Genomic DNA, 16,266 nt, shown 5'->3' on the forward strand with positions numbered 1-16,266 from the left:
GCCGACGCCTTGAAAGCGCCGGCTTTTGTTTTATCAAAGTCCGATTTTGATGCGAAAAATCTGCAAGTCTTATGCATTCATCGTAAACTCCAGCGGAATCTTTGTCTTTGCCGCCTCTGTCAGAAACAGCCGTTCATAGCGGCCGCTGTCGTTTTCGGTGGCAAGGGCTATGTCCAGATATTTTCGCGGAATTCCACACAGCCTGGTCAGCACATCGCTGCACGTAATGCCCGTAGCCAGCCGGAATTGAAAGGACGCAACTGCATTTTTTGCCCGATAGATCCACGGGACGCCTCCCGCTTTCAGGTTTCTGGTTCCCAGTATGATGCTGTCACGCTTCTTTTCCAGTTGATTGCAAACCCGGAATACATCCTCAGGACTGTACCATCCGTCCTCATCTACCGTGACGACAGCAGCCAGCTGCCCGCACTGTTTTATGGCGTAGCGCATGCCCGTCTTGATTGCCATGCCTCTGCCCAGTCTATGCTTGTGATGCAGTACCGTAGTTCCCCTTTCCTCAAGCATCTGAAAAATCCTCGTATAGACGATATCTTCCTCACAACCGTCATCGACGACGACGACCATTGTATCTTCCCTCTGTACCAGTTCCCCTGCAAACTTCACCAGCTTTTCGTCGGGGCAGTCCGAAGGAATAATAATCCCTATCTTCATGATGTCTACCTCCCTTTTGGTCAGCTTCATCAGCCGACAGGTATACCATACACCTTTTTCTTGAACGTTTTGTGGAGGCAGTGTGAATGAAAATTCATCTCTATTTCGCTAATTTCTTGTACAGGGTGATTGTCGTCGCTACGCCGGATAATCCGCCGCAGATGATGGCCGTCACCACGTTGCCTATCACATTGCCCCCTACAGAATCAGGTACGCCTTTTTCTCCGATAATCAGACCGATGACTAAAGCGGTCAGCACTGCACTGGCGATTGCGCCGATAACAAAATTCTTAATTGCGTCTTTTCCCATTTTCTCTTCCTCCGTTTTTAAAAATGATCTTTTTCTTCTTTATATAAATCCGGCAAAATCGTCGCCAGATGTCCAAACTCTTTTAAATTGTGGGCAAACAATCCCATTGGCACCTCCTCTGGCACTCTGACGCCATCGGGTACCAGCTTGACCACCTTGCCGTTCACCAGTCCCCAGCCGATCCAGAATCTGCTGCGGAGCTCAATGCCGCCTTCGATTTCTCTGACCATGTGAGTCATCACCGCCGCTACCCCTTGACCAGGTACAGGACCGTGTCCGTTGGCGCACATCATGGCTGCACAGGCTGGCGTGCCGACCTTTGACTCGTCATACCCCAGCTCATGAGGGTATCTGAATTCCAAGATCAAATCGTCGGGTCCTGCCCCGATGTCTTCGCGAACGATATGTACGGTGCCCCAGGTTTTCTCTCTCATCGGCACCTTCGGATCCAAAACCTTTGATCGCATCTGCTGTCTGGCATAGAAGTGATCCTCCGGATCCCAGATTCTGTACCTCATATCCTCAAGACCATGCCATGCAAACCACCATTCGAGCATTTCCGGCGTCACCCCCGGCATCTCTGTCTTGTTGGCAAGATAGGCAGAACCGTCTTCCAAAACACAGTAGCCGATTTCACAAGGCAGATATCCAGGTTCAAAGAGTTTGTTTCTGTCTTCAATTTTCAGGGCAAGGGCTGGATCAATTGGTCCCGCTTCAAGGACAGCGATCTTTTCTGCTGGAATTGGTGTAATCGGTAAATCATAATATTTGGCATAAGAAAGCTTTCTCTCTTCTGCTGTTAGAACAGGTCTCTGACTCATAATCATTACTTCCTTTCGTTTTCTGATGCAACATACTAAAGCAAAGACCATGCCAAAAACAAAAACTGCAGAAATTCAATGTTTTTAATTTTCTGCCAATGACATATTGTGTATTATTTGAACACATGTTAAAATAACACCTAATAAAAATTGTACAGTGAGGTTTCTATGAACAAGATCCATCTGACAAAAAAAGAAATGCATACCCGCGGCGGCATCCTGGACGAATTGATGAACAATCTCTTCGACGTTTCCATTCTCATCGATGCAGACTGCAAAATCGTACACATCAGTGAAAGTTCTTCCAAGGATATGCCCAAAGGCACCAATGTCATCGGTCAGGATATCACTTTTTTGGACAACATCTCTCCTTTTCGGGAGGTGATAAAAACAGGCAGGGCTTTTACTGGCCTGCTGTTAGAAATTTACGGGCGAAAGTGTGTCTCCAATATTTTTCCCATTGAAGAGGACGGGCAGATTATCGGTGCCATCGGCACCATTGTCTTCCGCAATCTGCAGAGGGTCAAGCGCATGTTCGCTGGCAGTGACAGCGCAGAACCGGGCAGCTTTGGAGAAATCTACAACAATATCTCCCGCATTGAGAACGGTTACACCTTCTACGATTTTATCGGCGAGGACCCAACTGTCAAAGATCTGATTGAAAAATCAAAAAAAGCCGCTGGCAGTCATCTGCCTATTTTGATCATCGGCGAGACAGGCACTGGCAAAGAAATCATCGCCGGCGCTATCCACAACAGAAGATATAATGAACGTTATGCCCCTTTCGTGACCATCAACTGCACGGCCATCCCCGAGAACCTGTTGGAATCAGAACTTTTTGGTCATGAAAAAGGCGCCTTTACTGGTGCCGACGCAGCTAAACCGGGCAAATTTGAAGTGGCGGCAGGCGGCGACCTCCTCCTGGATGAGATCGGAGATATGAATCTGTTCATGCAGTCCAAATTGCTGCGTGTACTGGAATCCAAAGAGTTTGAGCGGGTCGGCGGCAGCAAGATCATCCCTCTGCAGGCCGGCATCATCGCCTCCACCAACAAGAACCTCTTTCTCCTCAGTGAAGAGAAGAAATTTCGTTCTGACCTCTATTATAGGCTGAATACAATAGAACTTTTCATACCGCCCCTGCGCAGGCGCTCCAAAGATATCCCCCTTCTGCTGGACTACTTCTGTGATGAACTGGAAACAAAGCTAAACCTGACGCAAAGCGCCCTCAGGCTTCTGACCGGTTATGTCTGGCCGGGAAACGTACGGCAGCTGAGGAATCTAACCCAGAGGCTGGCAATCTTCTACGAAAACAAGCAGATTACCGAGGAAGATATCGCCCAGGAGCTGCGCGTGGGTCAGCGCACCTATAACGAAGCGTTTGGTTTCACAAAGGATGACGAAACCACGCCTTTGTCTGTCATAGAAAATAGTGAGCGGAGCGCTATCTTGATTGCCATGCGCAACCAGAAAAACAACATCTCCGCCGCTGCCAGAGAACTGGGACTCAGCCGCGGTACCCTTTATAATAAATTAAAAAAATACGGACTTGATCCGAAAGGTTAAACACTGGAAAGTTGGTGTATAAATATACCAAAATCTGTGTTACAATATCATCAAGTACGAGAAGAAAGGAAGGACTATGGACAGCAGAGTTGCATTAATTTCTATCATCCTCAAAGATTCCGGCGCAGTAGAAGAACTCAATGATATTCTTCATCAATACAGTCATTATATCATCGGACGGATGGGCATTCCTTATCGTGAAAAGGACATCCACATCATCAGCGTGGCAGTGGACGCGCCTCTCGATGTGATCAACGCCCTCTCCGGCAAGATCGGCAGAATCAGCGGAATCAGCAGTAAGGTGGCCTATGCCAATGAATAGACATCTGATTGACAAACTGGCCGGCGGCAGAGAACTCACCCGCCAGGAACTGAGGACCTTAGTTGCCGACGACAGCCCCGAGACCTCTGCCTATCTGGCGGAACGGGCAAATGCAGTCAGGGAACAGATTTATGGCCGCCAGGTGTTTATCCGCGGTTTAATCGAATTTACGAACTACTGTAAAAACGACTGCTATTATTGCGGTATCCGCAGAAGCAATGATGCGGTCAGCCGCTACCGCCTGACTTTGGAGCAGATTTTGCACTGCTGCCGACAAGGGTATGACTTAGGATTCCGTACCTTCGTACTGCAGGGCGGCGAAGATCCTTACTGGACAGATGAGCGAACCTGCCAAGTCGTCGGTGCCATCCGTCAAGGTTATCCCGACTGCGCCATCACCCTCTCTATGGGGGAGCGGAACAGAGAAAGCTATCAGCAGCTCTTTGACGCAGGTGCCGATCGTTATTTATTGCGGCACGAGACTGCCAATTCCGATCATTACAGCAAGCTTCATCCGCAGGAACTGACCCTGTCACATCGCCTTTCCTGTCTGCAGGCACTGAAGGAAATCGGCTTTCAAACCGGTTGTGGGTTTATGGTCGGTTCCCCTTATCAGACCATAGAGCATCTGGTTGAAGATCTCTGTCTGATCAGAGAATTGAAACCGCAGATGGTTGGCATCGGTCCATTTCTGCCTGCGGCAAATACACCTTTTGAAAGTGAACCTGCCGGTTCCAGCGAGCTAACAATCAAACTGCTCAGCATAGTCAGACTCCTGCATCCGAGAGTTTTGCTGCCTGCAACCACTGCCCTAGGAACGGCAGAGCACGATGGTCGGGAGAGAGGCATCCTGGCTGGAGCCAACGTCATCATGCCGAACCTCTCGCCCCTGGAAGTACGGGAAAAATATCTCCTCTACGACGGCAAAATTGCCACTGGAGACGAGGCCGCCGAAAGTATCCGCCACCTGACCGCTTCTATGAAGAAAATTGGTTATGAAATAGTCACCGCTCGCGGCGATTATATAGTATAAATCACTAACGGGAAAGTTCCCTTGCAGGACCTGACCCGAAAGAAAGGAAAAGAAAAATATGTATAATCCAAAATCACTAAAAGCAGAGGAATTCATCTGCCACGACGAAGTCATGGACTCACTGGCTTACGCTGACGAAAACAAAGATAACAAGGAAGTAATCCGTCAGATCTTAGACAAGGCAGCGCTGCGCAAAGGAATCAGTCACAGAGAAGCTTCTGTCCTGCTGGCCTGCGAAGACGAAGAGATCACAAAGGAAATCTGCAGCCTGGCAGAACAGATCAAGAAGGACTTCTACGGCAACCGCATCGTCATGTTTGCGCCCCTGTATCTGTCCAATTACTGCGTTAACGGCTGTGTCTACTGTCCATACCACCATCAGAACAAGCACATCGCCAGAAAAAAGCTGACCCAAGAGGAAATCAGAAAAGAAGTCATCGCCCTGCAGGATATGGGCCACAAGAGACTTGCTCTAGAGGCAGGAGAAGATCCGGTAAACAATCCAATCGAATATATTTTGGAGTGCATCAAAACAGTCTACTCCATCAACCATAAAAATGGCGCCATCCGACGTGTCAACGTCAATATTGCGGCTACTACTGTTGAAGAGTACAAAATGCTCAAAGACGCTGGCATCGGTACATATATCCTCTTCCAGGAAACCTATCACAAGGACAGCTACGAAAAACTCCATCCGACTGGACCAAAGCATAACTACGCGTGGCACACGGAGGCTATGGACAGAGCCATGGAAGCCGGTATCGATGACGTGGGCCTGGGTGTTTTATTCGGTCTCGACATGTACCGCTACGAACTGGCCGGACTGTTGATGCACGCTGAACATCTGGAAGCTGCCCAGGGCGTGGGACCACACACCATCAGTGTACCGAGAGTGAGACCAGCAGACGACGTAGATCCAGATGACTTTGACGGCGGCGTCGAGGGAGGCATCACTGACGACCTCTTTGCCAAAATCATCGCCATCATCAGAATTGCCGTTCCTTACACAGGCATGATCATGTCTACAAGAGAAAGCCAGGAAATGCGCGCAAGAGCACTGCACCTGGGTATCTCTCAGATCAGCGGTGCCTCAAAGACCAGTGTCGGCGGCTACGACGAGCCAGAACCGGAAGACGAAAATTCTGCCCAGTTTGAAACCGACGATAAGAGAACCCTGGACGAAGTCGTCAAATGGCTCATGGACATGAACTACATTCCAAGCTTCTGCACTGCCTGCTACAGAGAGGGAAGAACGGGAGACCGCTTCATGACTCTGTGCAAAAACGGCCAGATTCAGAACTGTTGTCATCCCAATGCACTGATGACGTTGAAGGAATACCTGGTAGACTACGCAAGTTCTGAGACCAGGTCCGTCGGCGAAGCCTTAATTGACAGAGAACTTTCCAACATACCGAAAGAAAAAGTCCGCCAGATTGCGGAAGAATATATCAAGGAGATCGAAGATGGCAAAAGAGACTTCAGATTTTAATGGGACACCAAATGCAAACAGACTGCATATCAGTTTCTTTGGCAGACGCAACGCTGGAAAATCCAGCGTTGTCAACGCTGTCACCGGACAAGATTTATCTATCGTATCTGAGGTAAAAGGCACCACTACCGATCCGGTCAAGAAAGCGATGGAGTTGCTGCCCCTGGGACCGGTGGTAATCATCGACACCCCCGGCATCGACGACGACGGCCAGGTGGGCGATAAACGGGTGGCAAAATCTTACCAGGTTCTCAGCAAGACCGACGTTGCAGTCCTGGTCATCGATAACTTTGTCGGACCTGCCGCAGAAGACCTGGAACTGATAAATCTGTTTAAGAAAAAAAATATCCCTTATATCGCAGCCTTGAACAAAGTGGATCTTGACATGGAATCCCTCATGACAGGCGAAGATGGGGATGGCGAGGAACAATACGAGTTCCCGACCGTCCTCGTCAGCGCCCTGACTGGCCAGGGGATTACAGAACTGAAAGAGAAAATCGCAGAAATCGCCAAACCGCTCTCGACCGATAAGAGACTGATTGGCGACAAAATCACGGACAGAGATGTCGTCGTTCTGGTGACGCCTATCGACGCTTCCGCCCCCAAAGGCAGAATGATTCTGCCGCAAGTGCAGACCATACGGGACATTCTGGATAACCATGCCATCTCTGTGGTCACGCAGGTTGCTGAACTGACCAGCTGCCTGAATGCCCTGAAAGAACCGCCGGCTCTCATCATCACCGACAGCCAGGCTTTTCATCAAGTAAAGGAAATCGTGCCAGACAGCATCCCTTTGACGTCTTTCTCCATCCTCTTTGCACGCTTCAAGGGTATTTTAGACACGGCTGTGCACGGTGCCCGTTATTTGAACCAGCTGGAGGACGGCGATATCGTCTTGATTTCCGAAGGCTGCACCCATCACAGACAGTGCGAAGACATCGGAACCGTCAAGCTGCCAGGCTGGATTGAAGAATACAGCGGCAGGAAACTGCTCTTTGAATTCACCAGCGGCGGACAATTTCCACAGGAATTATCAAAGTATGCTCTGGTAGTCCACTGCGGCGGCTGTATGCTCAATGAAAGAGAAATGGTCTACAGACAGGGACTGGCAGAGGAGCAAGGTGTGCCATTCACCAATTACGGCACTTTGATTGCACACATCAATGGAATTTTAGATCGAAGCCTGGAGATTTTTTATGAATAGTATCACAGAAAGCAAACGGATCGTCATCAAAGTGGGAACTTCTACTTTGACCCATCCCAGTGGAAAAATCAATATCCGTCATATCGAAAATCTCTGCAAAGTGATCGCCGACCTGCAGAATGCCGGCAAAGAGATCACCCTGGTCTCATCCGGTGCTATCGGCGTCGGCGTCGGAAAACTGAATCTGGCATCACGCCCCAGTGAAACCAGCAAAAAACAGGCCCTGGCGGCCATCGGCCAATGTGAATTGATGTTCATGTACGACAAATTCTTCGGCGAATACAATCACACGGTCGCTCAAGTTTTGCTGACAGCCGACGTAGTGGACAATCAGGTCGGACGTCAAAATGTACAAAACACTTTCAGAGAACTGATTGGCATGGGCATGATTCCTGTCGTCAATGAAAATGACACCGTCGCAACAGACGAGCTGGAAGGAAATAATTTTGGCGACAACGATAATCTTTCCGCCATCGTAGCCAAATTGATCGATGCAGATTTATTGGTGATCCTCACCGATATTGACGGACTTTACGACCGAGATCCGAGAAAATACAGTGATGCCAAACGCATCGCCGTAGTAGAAAAAATCGATGCAGAAGTTGAAGCACTGGCCGGCGGCGCCGGTTCAGCCTTTGGCACCGGCGGCATGACTACCAAGGTCAGCGCGGCAAAAGTTTCCACTTCAGCCGGAATTCCTTGCTGTGTCATTAAAGGAGATCGTCCCGCCAATCTCTACACCCTCTTTGACGGGCAGAATATCGGAACTATTTTTAAAGCCGGGAGGTAAACAAAATTATGACCAAATTAGAGCAAATGGGTGCGTTGGCAAAGAATGCAGCCAGAACCCTGAGAACGGAAAGTCCATCAGAAAAGACAGCGGCTCTGGAGCGGATTGCCGCCGTCCTTCTGGAAAGAAAAACAGACATTTTAGCCGCCAACGCTCTCGACGTGAAAGCTGCCCAAGGGGCATTGTCCCCTTCTATGATCGACAGGCTGACTCTGAGCGAAGAACGCATCGAAGCCATGGCTGATGCCGTCATCGCCGTCTCCAAGTGGCCTGATCCGGTCGGTCAGATTTTGGAAGAGCGAAATCTTTTAAACGGCCTACATATACAAAAGACTGCGGTTCCTTTAGGGGTCTGCGGCATCATCTTTGAAGCCCGTCCTAATGTGACCAGCGACTGCGCCGCCCTCTGTATCAAGGCGGGCAACGCCTGCATCCTCAGAGGCGGGAAAGAGGCCTTTCACTCCAATATGGCCATCACCAAAGCGATGCAGGATGCATTGGCATCCTCGGTGTTAGACGCGGCCTGCGTCCAGCTGGTCGAAGATACCTCCAGGGAGTCCGCTGCTGAAATGATGGCTATGACAGAATATCTGGATGTGCTCATCCCCAGAGGCGGCGCCGGTCTGATCAGATCTGTCGTGGACACTGCCAAGGTTCCTGTCATCGAAACCGGTGTAGGCAACTGCCACATCTATGTGGACAAAGCCGCGGACATCCCAATGGCCATCGACATCGTTTTCAACGCCAAAACTTCCAGACCTTCCGTCTGCAATGCGGCAGAAAAACTCTTGGTTCACGCAGATATTGCCTCTGCGTTCTTACCAGCTGTGGCCGAAAAACTGGCAGAAAAGGATGTGGAACTGCGGGCTGATGAAAGGGCCTGTAAGCTCCTGCCTCACGCTCACCCTGCTGCCATTGATGACTGGGGGCGGGAATATCTTGACTACGTCATGGGCGTTAAAATTGTCGGCAGTATCGACGAGGCTATCGACCATATTGAAAAATATTCCTCTCACCACAGCGACTGTATCGTCACCGCCGATCAGTCTGCAGCAGATCGTTTTCTCGCAGCTGTGGACTCTGCCGCTGTCTACCACAACGCCTCCACCAGATTTACCGACGGCGGCGAATTGGGACTGGGCGCAGAAATCGGCATTTCCACCCAGAAACTCCACGCCAGAGGACCTATGGGCGTAAACCAGCTTGTCTCTTACAAATATGTGATTTCTGGAAATGGTCAAATTAGATAAATATATGCACAATATTTCAGGATATTCATATTGATATATCAAAGGAGATGATAAATTGATATGAATGGAATAACATGGGCATTGATTGGCACCCTGTTTACCTTCTCGGTAACCACTCTGGGTGCCTTAAATGTTTTTTGGGTAAAAAAAGAAGTCAGCAATACTTTCCAGTGTATCTTTCTCGGGTTTGCCGGCGGCGTCATGATTGCTGCCTCCGTCTGGTCCCTGCTGCTTCCAGGAATAGATAGAGCCGAAGAAAACGGCCAGATCAGCTGGCTGGTTATGACTGGCGGATTCCTGCTGGGCGTCATCCTGCTGCTTTTCGCCGACGCGATTTTAAAAAAGCAGTATATGAGAAGACTGCAGTCAGGCCAGCAGACCAAGCTGAAACAGAGTACACTGATGCTGGTGATGGCCATCACGATACACAACATCCCGGAGGGAATGGCCGTTGGCCTTGCTTTTTCTCTGGCTATGTCAGATACATCCAACCCCGCGCTGTTTTCTGGTGCTGCCGCCCTTGCTCTCGGTATCGGCATTCAAAACTATCCTGAAGGCACCGCTGTAGCTCTGCCCCTGATCAAAGACGGCATGAGCAAGAAGAAGGCCTTCTTTATCGGCAGTATGTCCGCCATCGTAGAGCCGATTTTCGGTGTTCTTGCAGCTGTGGTGACGACATTCATCACCTCCTTCATGCCTCTGCTTCTAGCTTTTGCTGCCGGCACCATGATCTATGTGGTCGTGCAGGAACTGCTTCCAGAAGCACAAGGCTGCGAAGGTGACAAGACCGCCACCCTGGGTTTCATAGCAGGATTTCTGATCATGATGATCTTAGACGTAAGCCTGGGCTGATCTTGTGTTTTTTGTCAAGTTTCCATATGCATTTATAAAAAACATTGTGTTTTTTCACAATTTTATATTGACAGCCCTGAGCTGCCGTGTTACTATAGAGAAAATTAAATAACACAGACAAACCATTGAGGGAGAGTAGTAAGCTTTGATACTTACATAGGAGAGAGCTGCAGGCGGTGAGATTGCAGCATGGAAAGGCAGAGCCGAATGGACTCCTGAGGGCAAACCGAACGACAGATTCGTTTTAGTAGGGGCGCCGGAGAAGATACTCCGTTAACAAAATCGGCATATGGTAGTATGCGCAGAGCGGGCGTAGTTTTGTTACGCCAAGCCGGGTGGCACCGCAAGAGAACTTATTACTCTTGTCCCAGCAGAAGTTTGTCTGGGACAGGAGTTTTTTAATGGTCTTGCTCCAATTTCTGAAAGAAATTGATGGAAGACCTTAGCCGTCAGAATTCCCCAAATCTCTGATCTGGCAGGAATTTACGACGAATTTGCTCCTGTCCGCGTAAAATGAAAGGAGCACATCAAAATGAACAACGAAACAAAAAAAATCCCTTACAAAATCTATCTCGAGGAACATGAAATGCCGACCCAGTTTTACAACGTGCGGGCAGATATGAAAAAAAAGCCAGCGCCCCTGCTCAATCCAGGCACGCTGGAACCGATGACCTTTGAGGAACTGCGCGGCGTCTTCTGCGACGAACTGGTAAAACAGGAACTGGACGACACCACGGCTTATTTCGATATTCCACAGGAAATTCAGGATTTCTACAAGATGTACCGTCCTGCGCCCCTGGTCAGAGCATACTGCCTGGAAGAGCGGCTGCAGACACCGGCAAAGATTTACTATAAATTCGAAGGCAACAATACCAGCGGCAGCCACAAACTGAACTCCGCTATCGCCCAGGCGTATTATGCCAAGCAGCAGGGTCTCAAAGGCGTAACCACAGAAACTGGCGCCGGCCAATGGGGTACTGCCCTTTCCATGGCCTGCGCTTACCTGGGACTTGATTGTGACGTCTACATGGTGAAGGTCTCTTATGAGCAGAAGCCTTTCAGACGTGAAGTGATGAGGACTTACGGCGCGAAAGTCACCCCTTCTCCTTCTGAGACGACAGCAATCGGTCGTAAAATTCTCGCCGACCATCCTGGCACCACGGGAAGTCTGGGCTGCGCAATTTCGGAAGCTGTTGAAGCCGCAACCAGTCGGGAAGGTTATAGATATGTGCTGGGCAGCGTGCTGTCACAGGTTCTGCTCCATCAGAGCATCATCGGCCTGGAGACAAAGGCAGCCATGGACAAATACGGCATCACGCCGGACATCATCATCGGCTGTGCCGGCGGCGGTTCCAACCTGGGCGGACTGATTTCCCCATTCATGGGTGAAAAACTCCGCGGAGAAAAAGACTACCGTTTTATCGCCGTAGAACCTGCTTCCTGTCCGAGTCTCACCAGGGGGAAATACGCTTACGACTTCTGTGATACCGGCATGGTCTGCCCCCTCTCCAAGATGTACACTCTGGGCAGCGGTTTTATTCCGAGTGCCAATCACGCCGGCGGTCTCAGATACCACGGCATGAGTTCTGTTCTTTCTGAACTGTACGATCAGGGACTGATGGAAGCACGCAGTGTGGAACAGACCGAGGTTTTCAAGGCGGCAGAGGATTTCGCCAGAATCGAAGGCATTCTTCCTGCACCAGAGAGCAGCCATGCTATCAAGGCAGCCATGGACGAGGCGCTGAAGTGCAAGGAAACAGGCGAAGAAAAGACCATCCTCTTCGGTCTGACCGGCACCGGCTACTTCGACCTGAAGGCTTACGAGCAGTTCAACAACGGTCAGATGACAGACCACATCCCTACCGATGAGGAACTTGCCGCCGGTTTTGCCGGACTGCCAAGAGTATAATACAAAGCAGAGGGGAAGGCTTTTCGTCTTCCTCTTTCCTATTGCACTGCTACTGCGCTGCACTGTTTTTTGCTAAAATCACCAAAAAAGTCCATTTTGGAAAAACTCTTTTAGTCATTGGAATTCAGCCATTTCTGACAAAAATTCAGCAGAATTTCTTCAAAAGAACCTCTGCAACCCTTGCAATCACTTGCTCAAAAACTTTTTTCCAATTCGGCAAAAAATCGTCATTTTGGCAAAAATCGAGGAGGAAGACACCGAATCGGGGCATAAAAAAAGAGAGAAAGCTTGTTTCTCTCTTTTTCATCTTATTCTTCTTCTGGAAATATGAATTCCTGCAGTGTTGCATAGAGCAGCTGGGGCTCGATCGGTTTTGCCAGATGGGCGTTCATGCCGGCAGCTCGGGATTTCTCCACGTCTTCATCGAAGGCGTTGGCGCTCATAGCGATAATCGGTACCGTCTTCGCTTTTTTCTTTTTCAGCTGTCTGATGGATCTGGCAGCCGTCAGGCCATTCATGACCGGCATGCGGATATCCATGAGAATCGCGTCATAATCCACTGCTGAAGTGGCGAACATCTCGATGGCAACCAGGCCGTTTTCAGCAACCTCCACCTTGGCGCCTTTGTTCATCAGCAATTGTTTGGCAACTTCTATGTTGAGGACATGGTCTTCTACCAGCAGAATGGTCTTGCCCGTAAAGTCATACTCTATCGGTTTTGCTGCTTCCTGCTTCTGTTCTCTTTCCGTATAGATTTTCTGGAATGTAGATGTGAGAGACTTTTTGAACAGCGGTTTTGATATGAGCATGTTGACGCCGGCTTTCCTGGCCTCCTGCTCGATGGAAACCCAGTCATAAGCGGTCATGATGATGATTGTCACTTCTGGTCCGACGATCTTGCGTATCTCTCTGGCTGTTTCAATACCGTCCATGCCCGGCATCTTCCAATCGATGAAAATCACATCAAAGTAGGTGTTCTTTTCCCACCTTCTCCTTACAATATCAACCGCGCACTCCCCGCTGTCAACCCATTCCGCTTTCATGCCCATATCGGACAAAATGTTCTTCGTGTGCTCGCAGACCGTGATTTCATCGTCCACGATCAAAGCCGATAGTTTCGCAAAATTGATTTTCGTTTTGCCGCGGCTAATTCGTTTTGTTTCTTCACACAGTTCCAAATCCACTTCCACCGTAAATTCAGAACCAACCCCTTCGATGCTGTTGACTGAAATATGGCCGCCCATCATGTTGGTCAGATTCTTACAAATGGCCAGGCCTAAACCAGTGCCACTGTAGCGTGCCGTATTGTCATTCCCCTGCTCAAAAGGGTCAAAGAGATGGGGCATGAATTCCTCTTTGATGCCGATGCCAGTATCATTGATTGTAAAGATCATCCTCGCTTTGCCGTCTTTGATTTTTCCCTGATGAATGATCATCTGCACTTTCCCGCCGGAAGGAGTAAATTTAATAGCATTAGAAATGATGTTAATCAGTACCTGCTGCAGCTTCATGGCGTCGCCCATATAGTAGTCCTCTGTAAAACTGGTCAAAATCGACTCGTAGTCGATGCCCTTTTCCTCAGCCTGCTCATAGCAGATGGTGTTAATCCCATTGATAAACTCTTCAAAAGGAATCTTTTCCCGCTTGACGACAACCTTACCGCTTTCAATGCGGCTCATATCCAATATGTCGTTAATCAGCGCCAGCAGAAATCTGGCAGAGATCCCTACTTTTGAGATGCAGTCGGCGACCTGCTGCGGATCGTTTACACATTGTGCGGCCAGAGCGGACATGCCGATGATGGCGTTCATCGGGGTTCTGATTTCGTGACTCATCCGGGACAAAAAGTCAGATTTGGCATTGCTGGCCTGTTCTGCCTGCGCTAAAGCGTTTCGCAGCAGATCCTGCTGCTTTTGCTCTTCTAAGATAGAATCTGTGATGTCGGCACGCCGCACCAAAATCTGGGATTTTTCCCCATCGATATAGCTGTAGCTCAATCTATAGGTATGAAGCACCGTTTTCTTTCTGTTCCATATCTTTTCGTTAAATTCGTAGACTTTCTTCTGCTCCAGCGCCTTAACCACCGTCTCCATCTGCGCATTATCCCTGACAATCAGGTATTCTTCCTCGCTGGGGAAATATTCCCGATATTTTTCGGCAAAGGCGACATTGGATGCATTGTAGTCGTCGCTTTCCTCTGGCAGATAATCCTGATCAGACCGAGCCAGACAGTAAAACCGGTTCATTTCCCGATCTATAATGCCCACGTAATCATAAGTCGTATTTACAATGGCCTGCAAGGCAATCTGGCTCAGCATAGAGCCGTTGATGTTGTAGGTGTATAAAAAGCACATGATATCGTTTTGCTCCGGGCTTTTAAATATCTTCACATAAGTTTTCACCCAGCAGAGGGTACCGTTCATCATACGTCTCTGGTACTCTATGGCATACTCGTTTTTTCCCTCATAATAGAGCGACATCAGCGAGCCGATACTCAGGACTTCTCTGAATTTCTCTTTCATGTCTTCTGCTACCATATTGGAAGCAACCTCTTCGATGACACCAGAATAAGTCATGCAGTCGTCCGCGATGAGCACATCACTGCTGCCCACATAATCCACCACGATATTGCGTGTCAGATTTGCGCGAAACTTTGCCAAAAGGTCTTCACTCTGCAGGCCGCTCATATATACCAGTTCTTCTACATATCGTTCTTCTTTGACCTTTTCTTCCGTAATATTGACACCGCAGCCGATAACCTGATTGAAAGCACTGCCTCTGTCACTAATTCTTCTCAGCGTAATTCGCAGCCACAGATCATTGTTCTTTTCGTCCAGAAAGTGAATATCCGCCTGGGCGTATGCTTCTCCATCAATTACAGCCTGATGAAGTTTGTAATAATCGCTGATGGAATCGTCGTGAACATAACCCGCTTCCACAAAGGATTGTGGTACATTATAGACAATATCCTCCGTGCCAAAATATCTGGCGGAGTTTCTCTGATACTGCATTTTTTTCTCCACAATATCATACTGCCAGATCAGCATATCTGTATTTTCTAAGGCGATGTTGATTTTCTCTTGTTCCGCCCGCAGGTTCAGTTCCTCTTCCTTTTGACGGGTGATATCGGTAAACACCATATAATACAAGAGCGTCCCGGACATGGCACGTTTCATCATGATGTTGCAGGCCGCCCAAACAGTCTTACCTGTAGACGATTGAAAGCGCACGTCCAGGCTCGTCACATCGCCTTCCGCCTTCAAGGTCATCAAAGCACCAGTAAACTTGTCTCGATCCTCTTCAAATATGTAAGAAAGTACATCATACTGATTCTTTTCCTCAAAGTCCTCTTTAGACTGAAAACCCAGGCATTCTAAAGATTTCAGATTCATATATCGTAAAACCGGCCTCTGGCTTATGGTGAACCATATAATGCCGCAGAGCTGTTCGTCATAGGTTTCAATCAAGCTCTGATATCGCTCCTCAGCTTTTGCATTGGCTTCCTTCAGTTCTGTGATATCCGTATAGACAAAAAAAGCGATCGGATATTTGTCTTCATAAAGTTCTTCCATAAAAATGACTCTCGCCTTTACCCAAACATCCTTGCCACTCAAATGCTTTAATCGATACGTCAGCGTGACGGGTTTTCCATTTTCGATCGCTTTGGCAGTCTTGCCCATGACATATTCCAAATCGTCAGGATGGATGTACCGACTGCTGTCAAAGCCTTCTTTTTCTATGCGTCCTCTCGTCGTTCCCACCAAATTCGCCAAGCCTTCTGTATAGTACAAGATTGTGAATTCAGGATTGCAGATAAACTTACCCACTGCGTCGGCCGCCGCACCGATAATTCCTTCCAGTTCCTTGTCTTTTCGCTTTGCCAGTTCTTTGAGATATTCTATTTCTTCCTGATGACTTTGTGTCCCTGACTGCATATCATTGTGTTCCTTCAAATTCTTCATTCGTTCTCCTCTTCAGTGACATAAATACGCCTAAGTACGCATAATTCTCCTTATCAGTTTAACACAATGATTTGAATTTTCAATAG

14 protein-coding genes are annotated in these 16,266 nt (G+C 48.6%); 9 read left to right on the top strand and 5 right to left on the bottom strand.

Annotation, left to right across the window (positions count from 1 at the left end):
* Positions 1-69 precede the first annotated feature (69 nt).
* The 3 genes from ACMQ5W_RS09060 to ACMQ5W_RS09070 form a co-directional block, all read right to left on the bottom strand.
* Positions 70-672, bottom strand: a complete 603-nt coding sequence (locus ACMQ5W_RS09060) for a glycosyltransferase (protein ID WP_419024895.1) — start codon at positions 670-672, stop codon at positions 70-72.
* Positions 673-772: 100 nt separating this feature from the next.
* A complete protein-coding gene (locus ACMQ5W_RS09065) occupies positions 773-982 on the bottom strand; it encodes a hypothetical protein (protein WP_419024896.1) in 210 nt (69 codons plus the stop codon).
* Positions 983-999: 17 nt separating this feature from the next.
* On the bottom strand, positions 1,000-1,803 hold the full coding sequence (locus tag ACMQ5W_RS09070; protein ID WP_419024897.1) for a DAPG hydrolase family protein: 804 nt from the start codon (positions 1,801-1,803) through the stop codon (positions 1,000-1,002).
* Between the two features lie 168 nt (positions 1,804-1,971).
* Between ACMQ5W_RS09070 and ACMQ5W_RS09075 the strand changes: the two genes are divergently transcribed.
* The 9 genes from ACMQ5W_RS09075 to ACMQ5W_RS09115 all read left to right on the top strand — a co-directional run bounded on the left by ACMQ5W_RS09075 (position 1,972) and on the right by ACMQ5W_RS09115 (position 12,218).
* Positions 1,972-3,369: a sigma-54 interaction domain-containing protein gene (locus tag ACMQ5W_RS09075; RefSeq protein WP_419024898.1), complete on the top strand. Its 1,398-nt coding sequence runs from the start codon at positions 1,972-1,974 to the stop codon at positions 3,367-3,369.
* Between the two features lie 76 nt (positions 3,370-3,445).
* The gene (locus tag ACMQ5W_RS09080; protein ID WP_419024899.1) at positions 3,446-3,691 is read left to right on the top strand and encodes a TM1266 family iron-only hydrogenase system putative regulator; all 246 of its coding nucleotides are present in this window, start codon (positions 3,446-3,448) and stop codon (positions 3,689-3,691) included.
* Complete coding sequence (gene hydE, locus ACMQ5W_RS09085) at positions 3,684-4,724, top strand: [FeFe] hydrogenase H-cluster radical SAM maturase HydE (RefSeq protein WP_419024900.1); 1,041 nt, start codon at positions 3,684-3,686, stop codon at positions 4,722-4,724. The genes ACMQ5W_RS09080 and hydE overlap by 8 nt, the downstream gene beginning before the upstream one ends.
* Positions 4,725-4,782: 58 nt before the next feature.
* Positions 4,783-6,213 (top strand): [FeFe] hydrogenase H-cluster radical SAM maturase HydG, encoded by a 1,431-nt coding sequence (gene hydG, locus ACMQ5W_RS09090; RefSeq protein WP_419024901.1) that lies wholly within the window; start codon positions 4,783-4,785, stop codon positions 6,211-6,213.
* On the top strand, positions 6,188-7,417 hold the full coding sequence (gene hydF, locus ACMQ5W_RS09095) for a [FeFe] hydrogenase H-cluster maturation GTPase HydF (RefSeq protein WP_419024902.1): 1,230 nt from the start codon (positions 6,188-6,190) through the stop codon (positions 7,415-7,417). The genes hydG and hydF overlap by 26 nt, the downstream gene beginning before the upstream one ends.
* The gene (gene proB / locus ACMQ5W_RS09100; RefSeq protein ID WP_148492575.1) at positions 7,410-8,207 is read left to right on the top strand and encodes a glutamate 5-kinase; all 798 of its coding nucleotides are present in this window, start codon (positions 7,410-7,412) and stop codon (positions 8,205-8,207) included. Before hydF ends, proB begins: the two co-directional genes overlap by 8 nt.
* An 8-nt stretch (positions 8,208-8,215) precedes the next feature.
* Complete coding sequence (locus tag ACMQ5W_RS09105) at positions 8,216-9,457, top strand: glutamate-5-semialdehyde dehydrogenase (RefSeq protein WP_419024903.1); 1,242 nt, start codon at positions 8,216-8,218, stop codon at positions 9,455-9,457.
* Between the two features lie 60 nt (positions 9,458-9,517).
* Positions 9,518-10,309: a ZIP family metal transporter gene (locus ACMQ5W_RS09110; RefSeq protein ID WP_148492573.1), complete on the top strand. Its 792-nt coding sequence runs from the start codon at positions 9,518-9,520 to the stop codon at positions 10,307-10,309.
* Between the two features lie 532 nt (positions 10,310-10,841).
* Positions 10,842-12,218: a TrpB-like pyridoxal phosphate-dependent enzyme gene (locus ACMQ5W_RS09115; RefSeq protein ID WP_419024904.1), complete on the top strand. Its 1,377-nt coding sequence runs from the start codon at positions 10,842-10,844 to the stop codon at positions 12,216-12,218.
* A gap of 145 nt (positions 12,219-12,363) precedes the next feature.
* On the opposite strand, the gene ACMQ5W_RS09120 is transcribed toward ACMQ5W_RS09115, so the two are convergent.
* Both ACMQ5W_RS09120 and ACMQ5W_RS09125 read right to left on the bottom strand, forming a co-directional pair.
* Positions 12,364-12,525 carry a hypothetical protein gene (locus tag ACMQ5W_RS09120; RefSeq protein ID WP_419024905.1) on the bottom strand — a complete coding sequence of 54 codons (162 nt, stop codon included), beginning with the start codon at positions 12,523-12,525 and terminating at the stop codon, positions 12,364-12,366.
* A gap of 1 nt (position 12,526) precedes the next feature.
* Positions 12,527-16,180, bottom strand: coding sequence for a response regulator (locus ACMQ5W_RS09125; RefSeq protein WP_419024906.1), 3,654 nt, complete (start codon positions 16,178-16,180; stop codon positions 12,527-12,529).
* Between the last annotated feature and the right edge of the window lie 86 nt (positions 16,181-16,266).

Origin of the sequence: Emergencia sp. (assembly GCF_048465375.1) — a bacterium.
GTDB lineage: Bacteria > Bacillota > Clostridia > Peptostreptococcales > Anaerovoracaceae > Senimuribacter.

Excerpts from the sequence above, each read along its gene's own strand:
- ACMQ5W_RS09060 (WP_419024895.1), bottom strand. The coding sequence starts at position 672 with ATGAAGATAGGGATTATTATTCCTTCGGACTGCCCCGACGAAAAGCTG.
- ACMQ5W_RS09065 (WP_419024896.1), bottom strand. The coding sequence starts at position 982 with ATGGGAAAAGACGCAATTAAGAATTTTGTTATCGGCGCAATCGCCAGT.
- ACMQ5W_RS09070 (WP_419024897.1), bottom strand. The coding sequence starts at position 1,803 with ATGAGTCAGAGACCTGTTCTAACAGCAGAAGAGAGAAAGCTTTCTTAT.
- ACMQ5W_RS09075 (WP_419024898.1), top strand. The coding sequence starts at position 1,972 with ATGAACAAGATCCATCTGACAAAAAAAGAAATGCATACCCGCGGCGGC.
- ACMQ5W_RS09080 (WP_419024899.1), top strand. The coding sequence starts at position 3,446 with ATGGACAGCAGAGTTGCATTAATTTCTATCATCCTCAAAGATTCCGGC.
- hydE (WP_419024900.1), top strand. The coding sequence starts at position 3,684 with ATGAATAGACATCTGATTGACAAACTGGCCGGCGGCAGAGAACTCACC.
- hydG (WP_419024901.1), top strand. The coding sequence starts at position 4,783 with ATGTATAATCCAAAATCACTAAAAGCAGAGGAATTCATCTGCCACGAC.
- hydF (WP_419024902.1), top strand. The coding sequence starts at position 6,188 with ATGGCAAAAGAGACTTCAGATTTTAATGGGACACCAAATGCAAACAGA.
- proB (WP_148492575.1), top strand. The coding sequence starts at position 7,410 with ATGAATAGTATCACAGAAAGCAAACGGATCGTCATCAAAGTGGGAACT.
- ACMQ5W_RS09105 (WP_419024903.1), top strand. The coding sequence starts at position 8,216 with ATGACCAAATTAGAGCAAATGGGTGCGTTGGCAAAGAATGCAGCCAGA.
- ACMQ5W_RS09110 (WP_148492573.1), top strand. The coding sequence starts at position 9,518 with ATGAATGGAATAACATGGGCATTGATTGGCACCCTGTTTACCTTCTCG.
- ACMQ5W_RS09115 (WP_419024904.1), top strand. The coding sequence starts at position 10,842 with ATGAACAACGAAACAAAAAAAATCCCTTACAAAATCTATCTCGAGGAA.
- ACMQ5W_RS09120 (WP_419024905.1), bottom strand. The coding sequence starts at position 12,525 with ATGAAAAAGAGAGAAACAAGCTTTCTCTCTTTTTTTATGCCCCGATTC.
- ACMQ5W_RS09125 (WP_419024906.1), bottom strand. The coding sequence starts at position 16,180 with ATGAAGAATTTGAAGGAACACAATGATATGCAGTCAGGGACACAAAGT.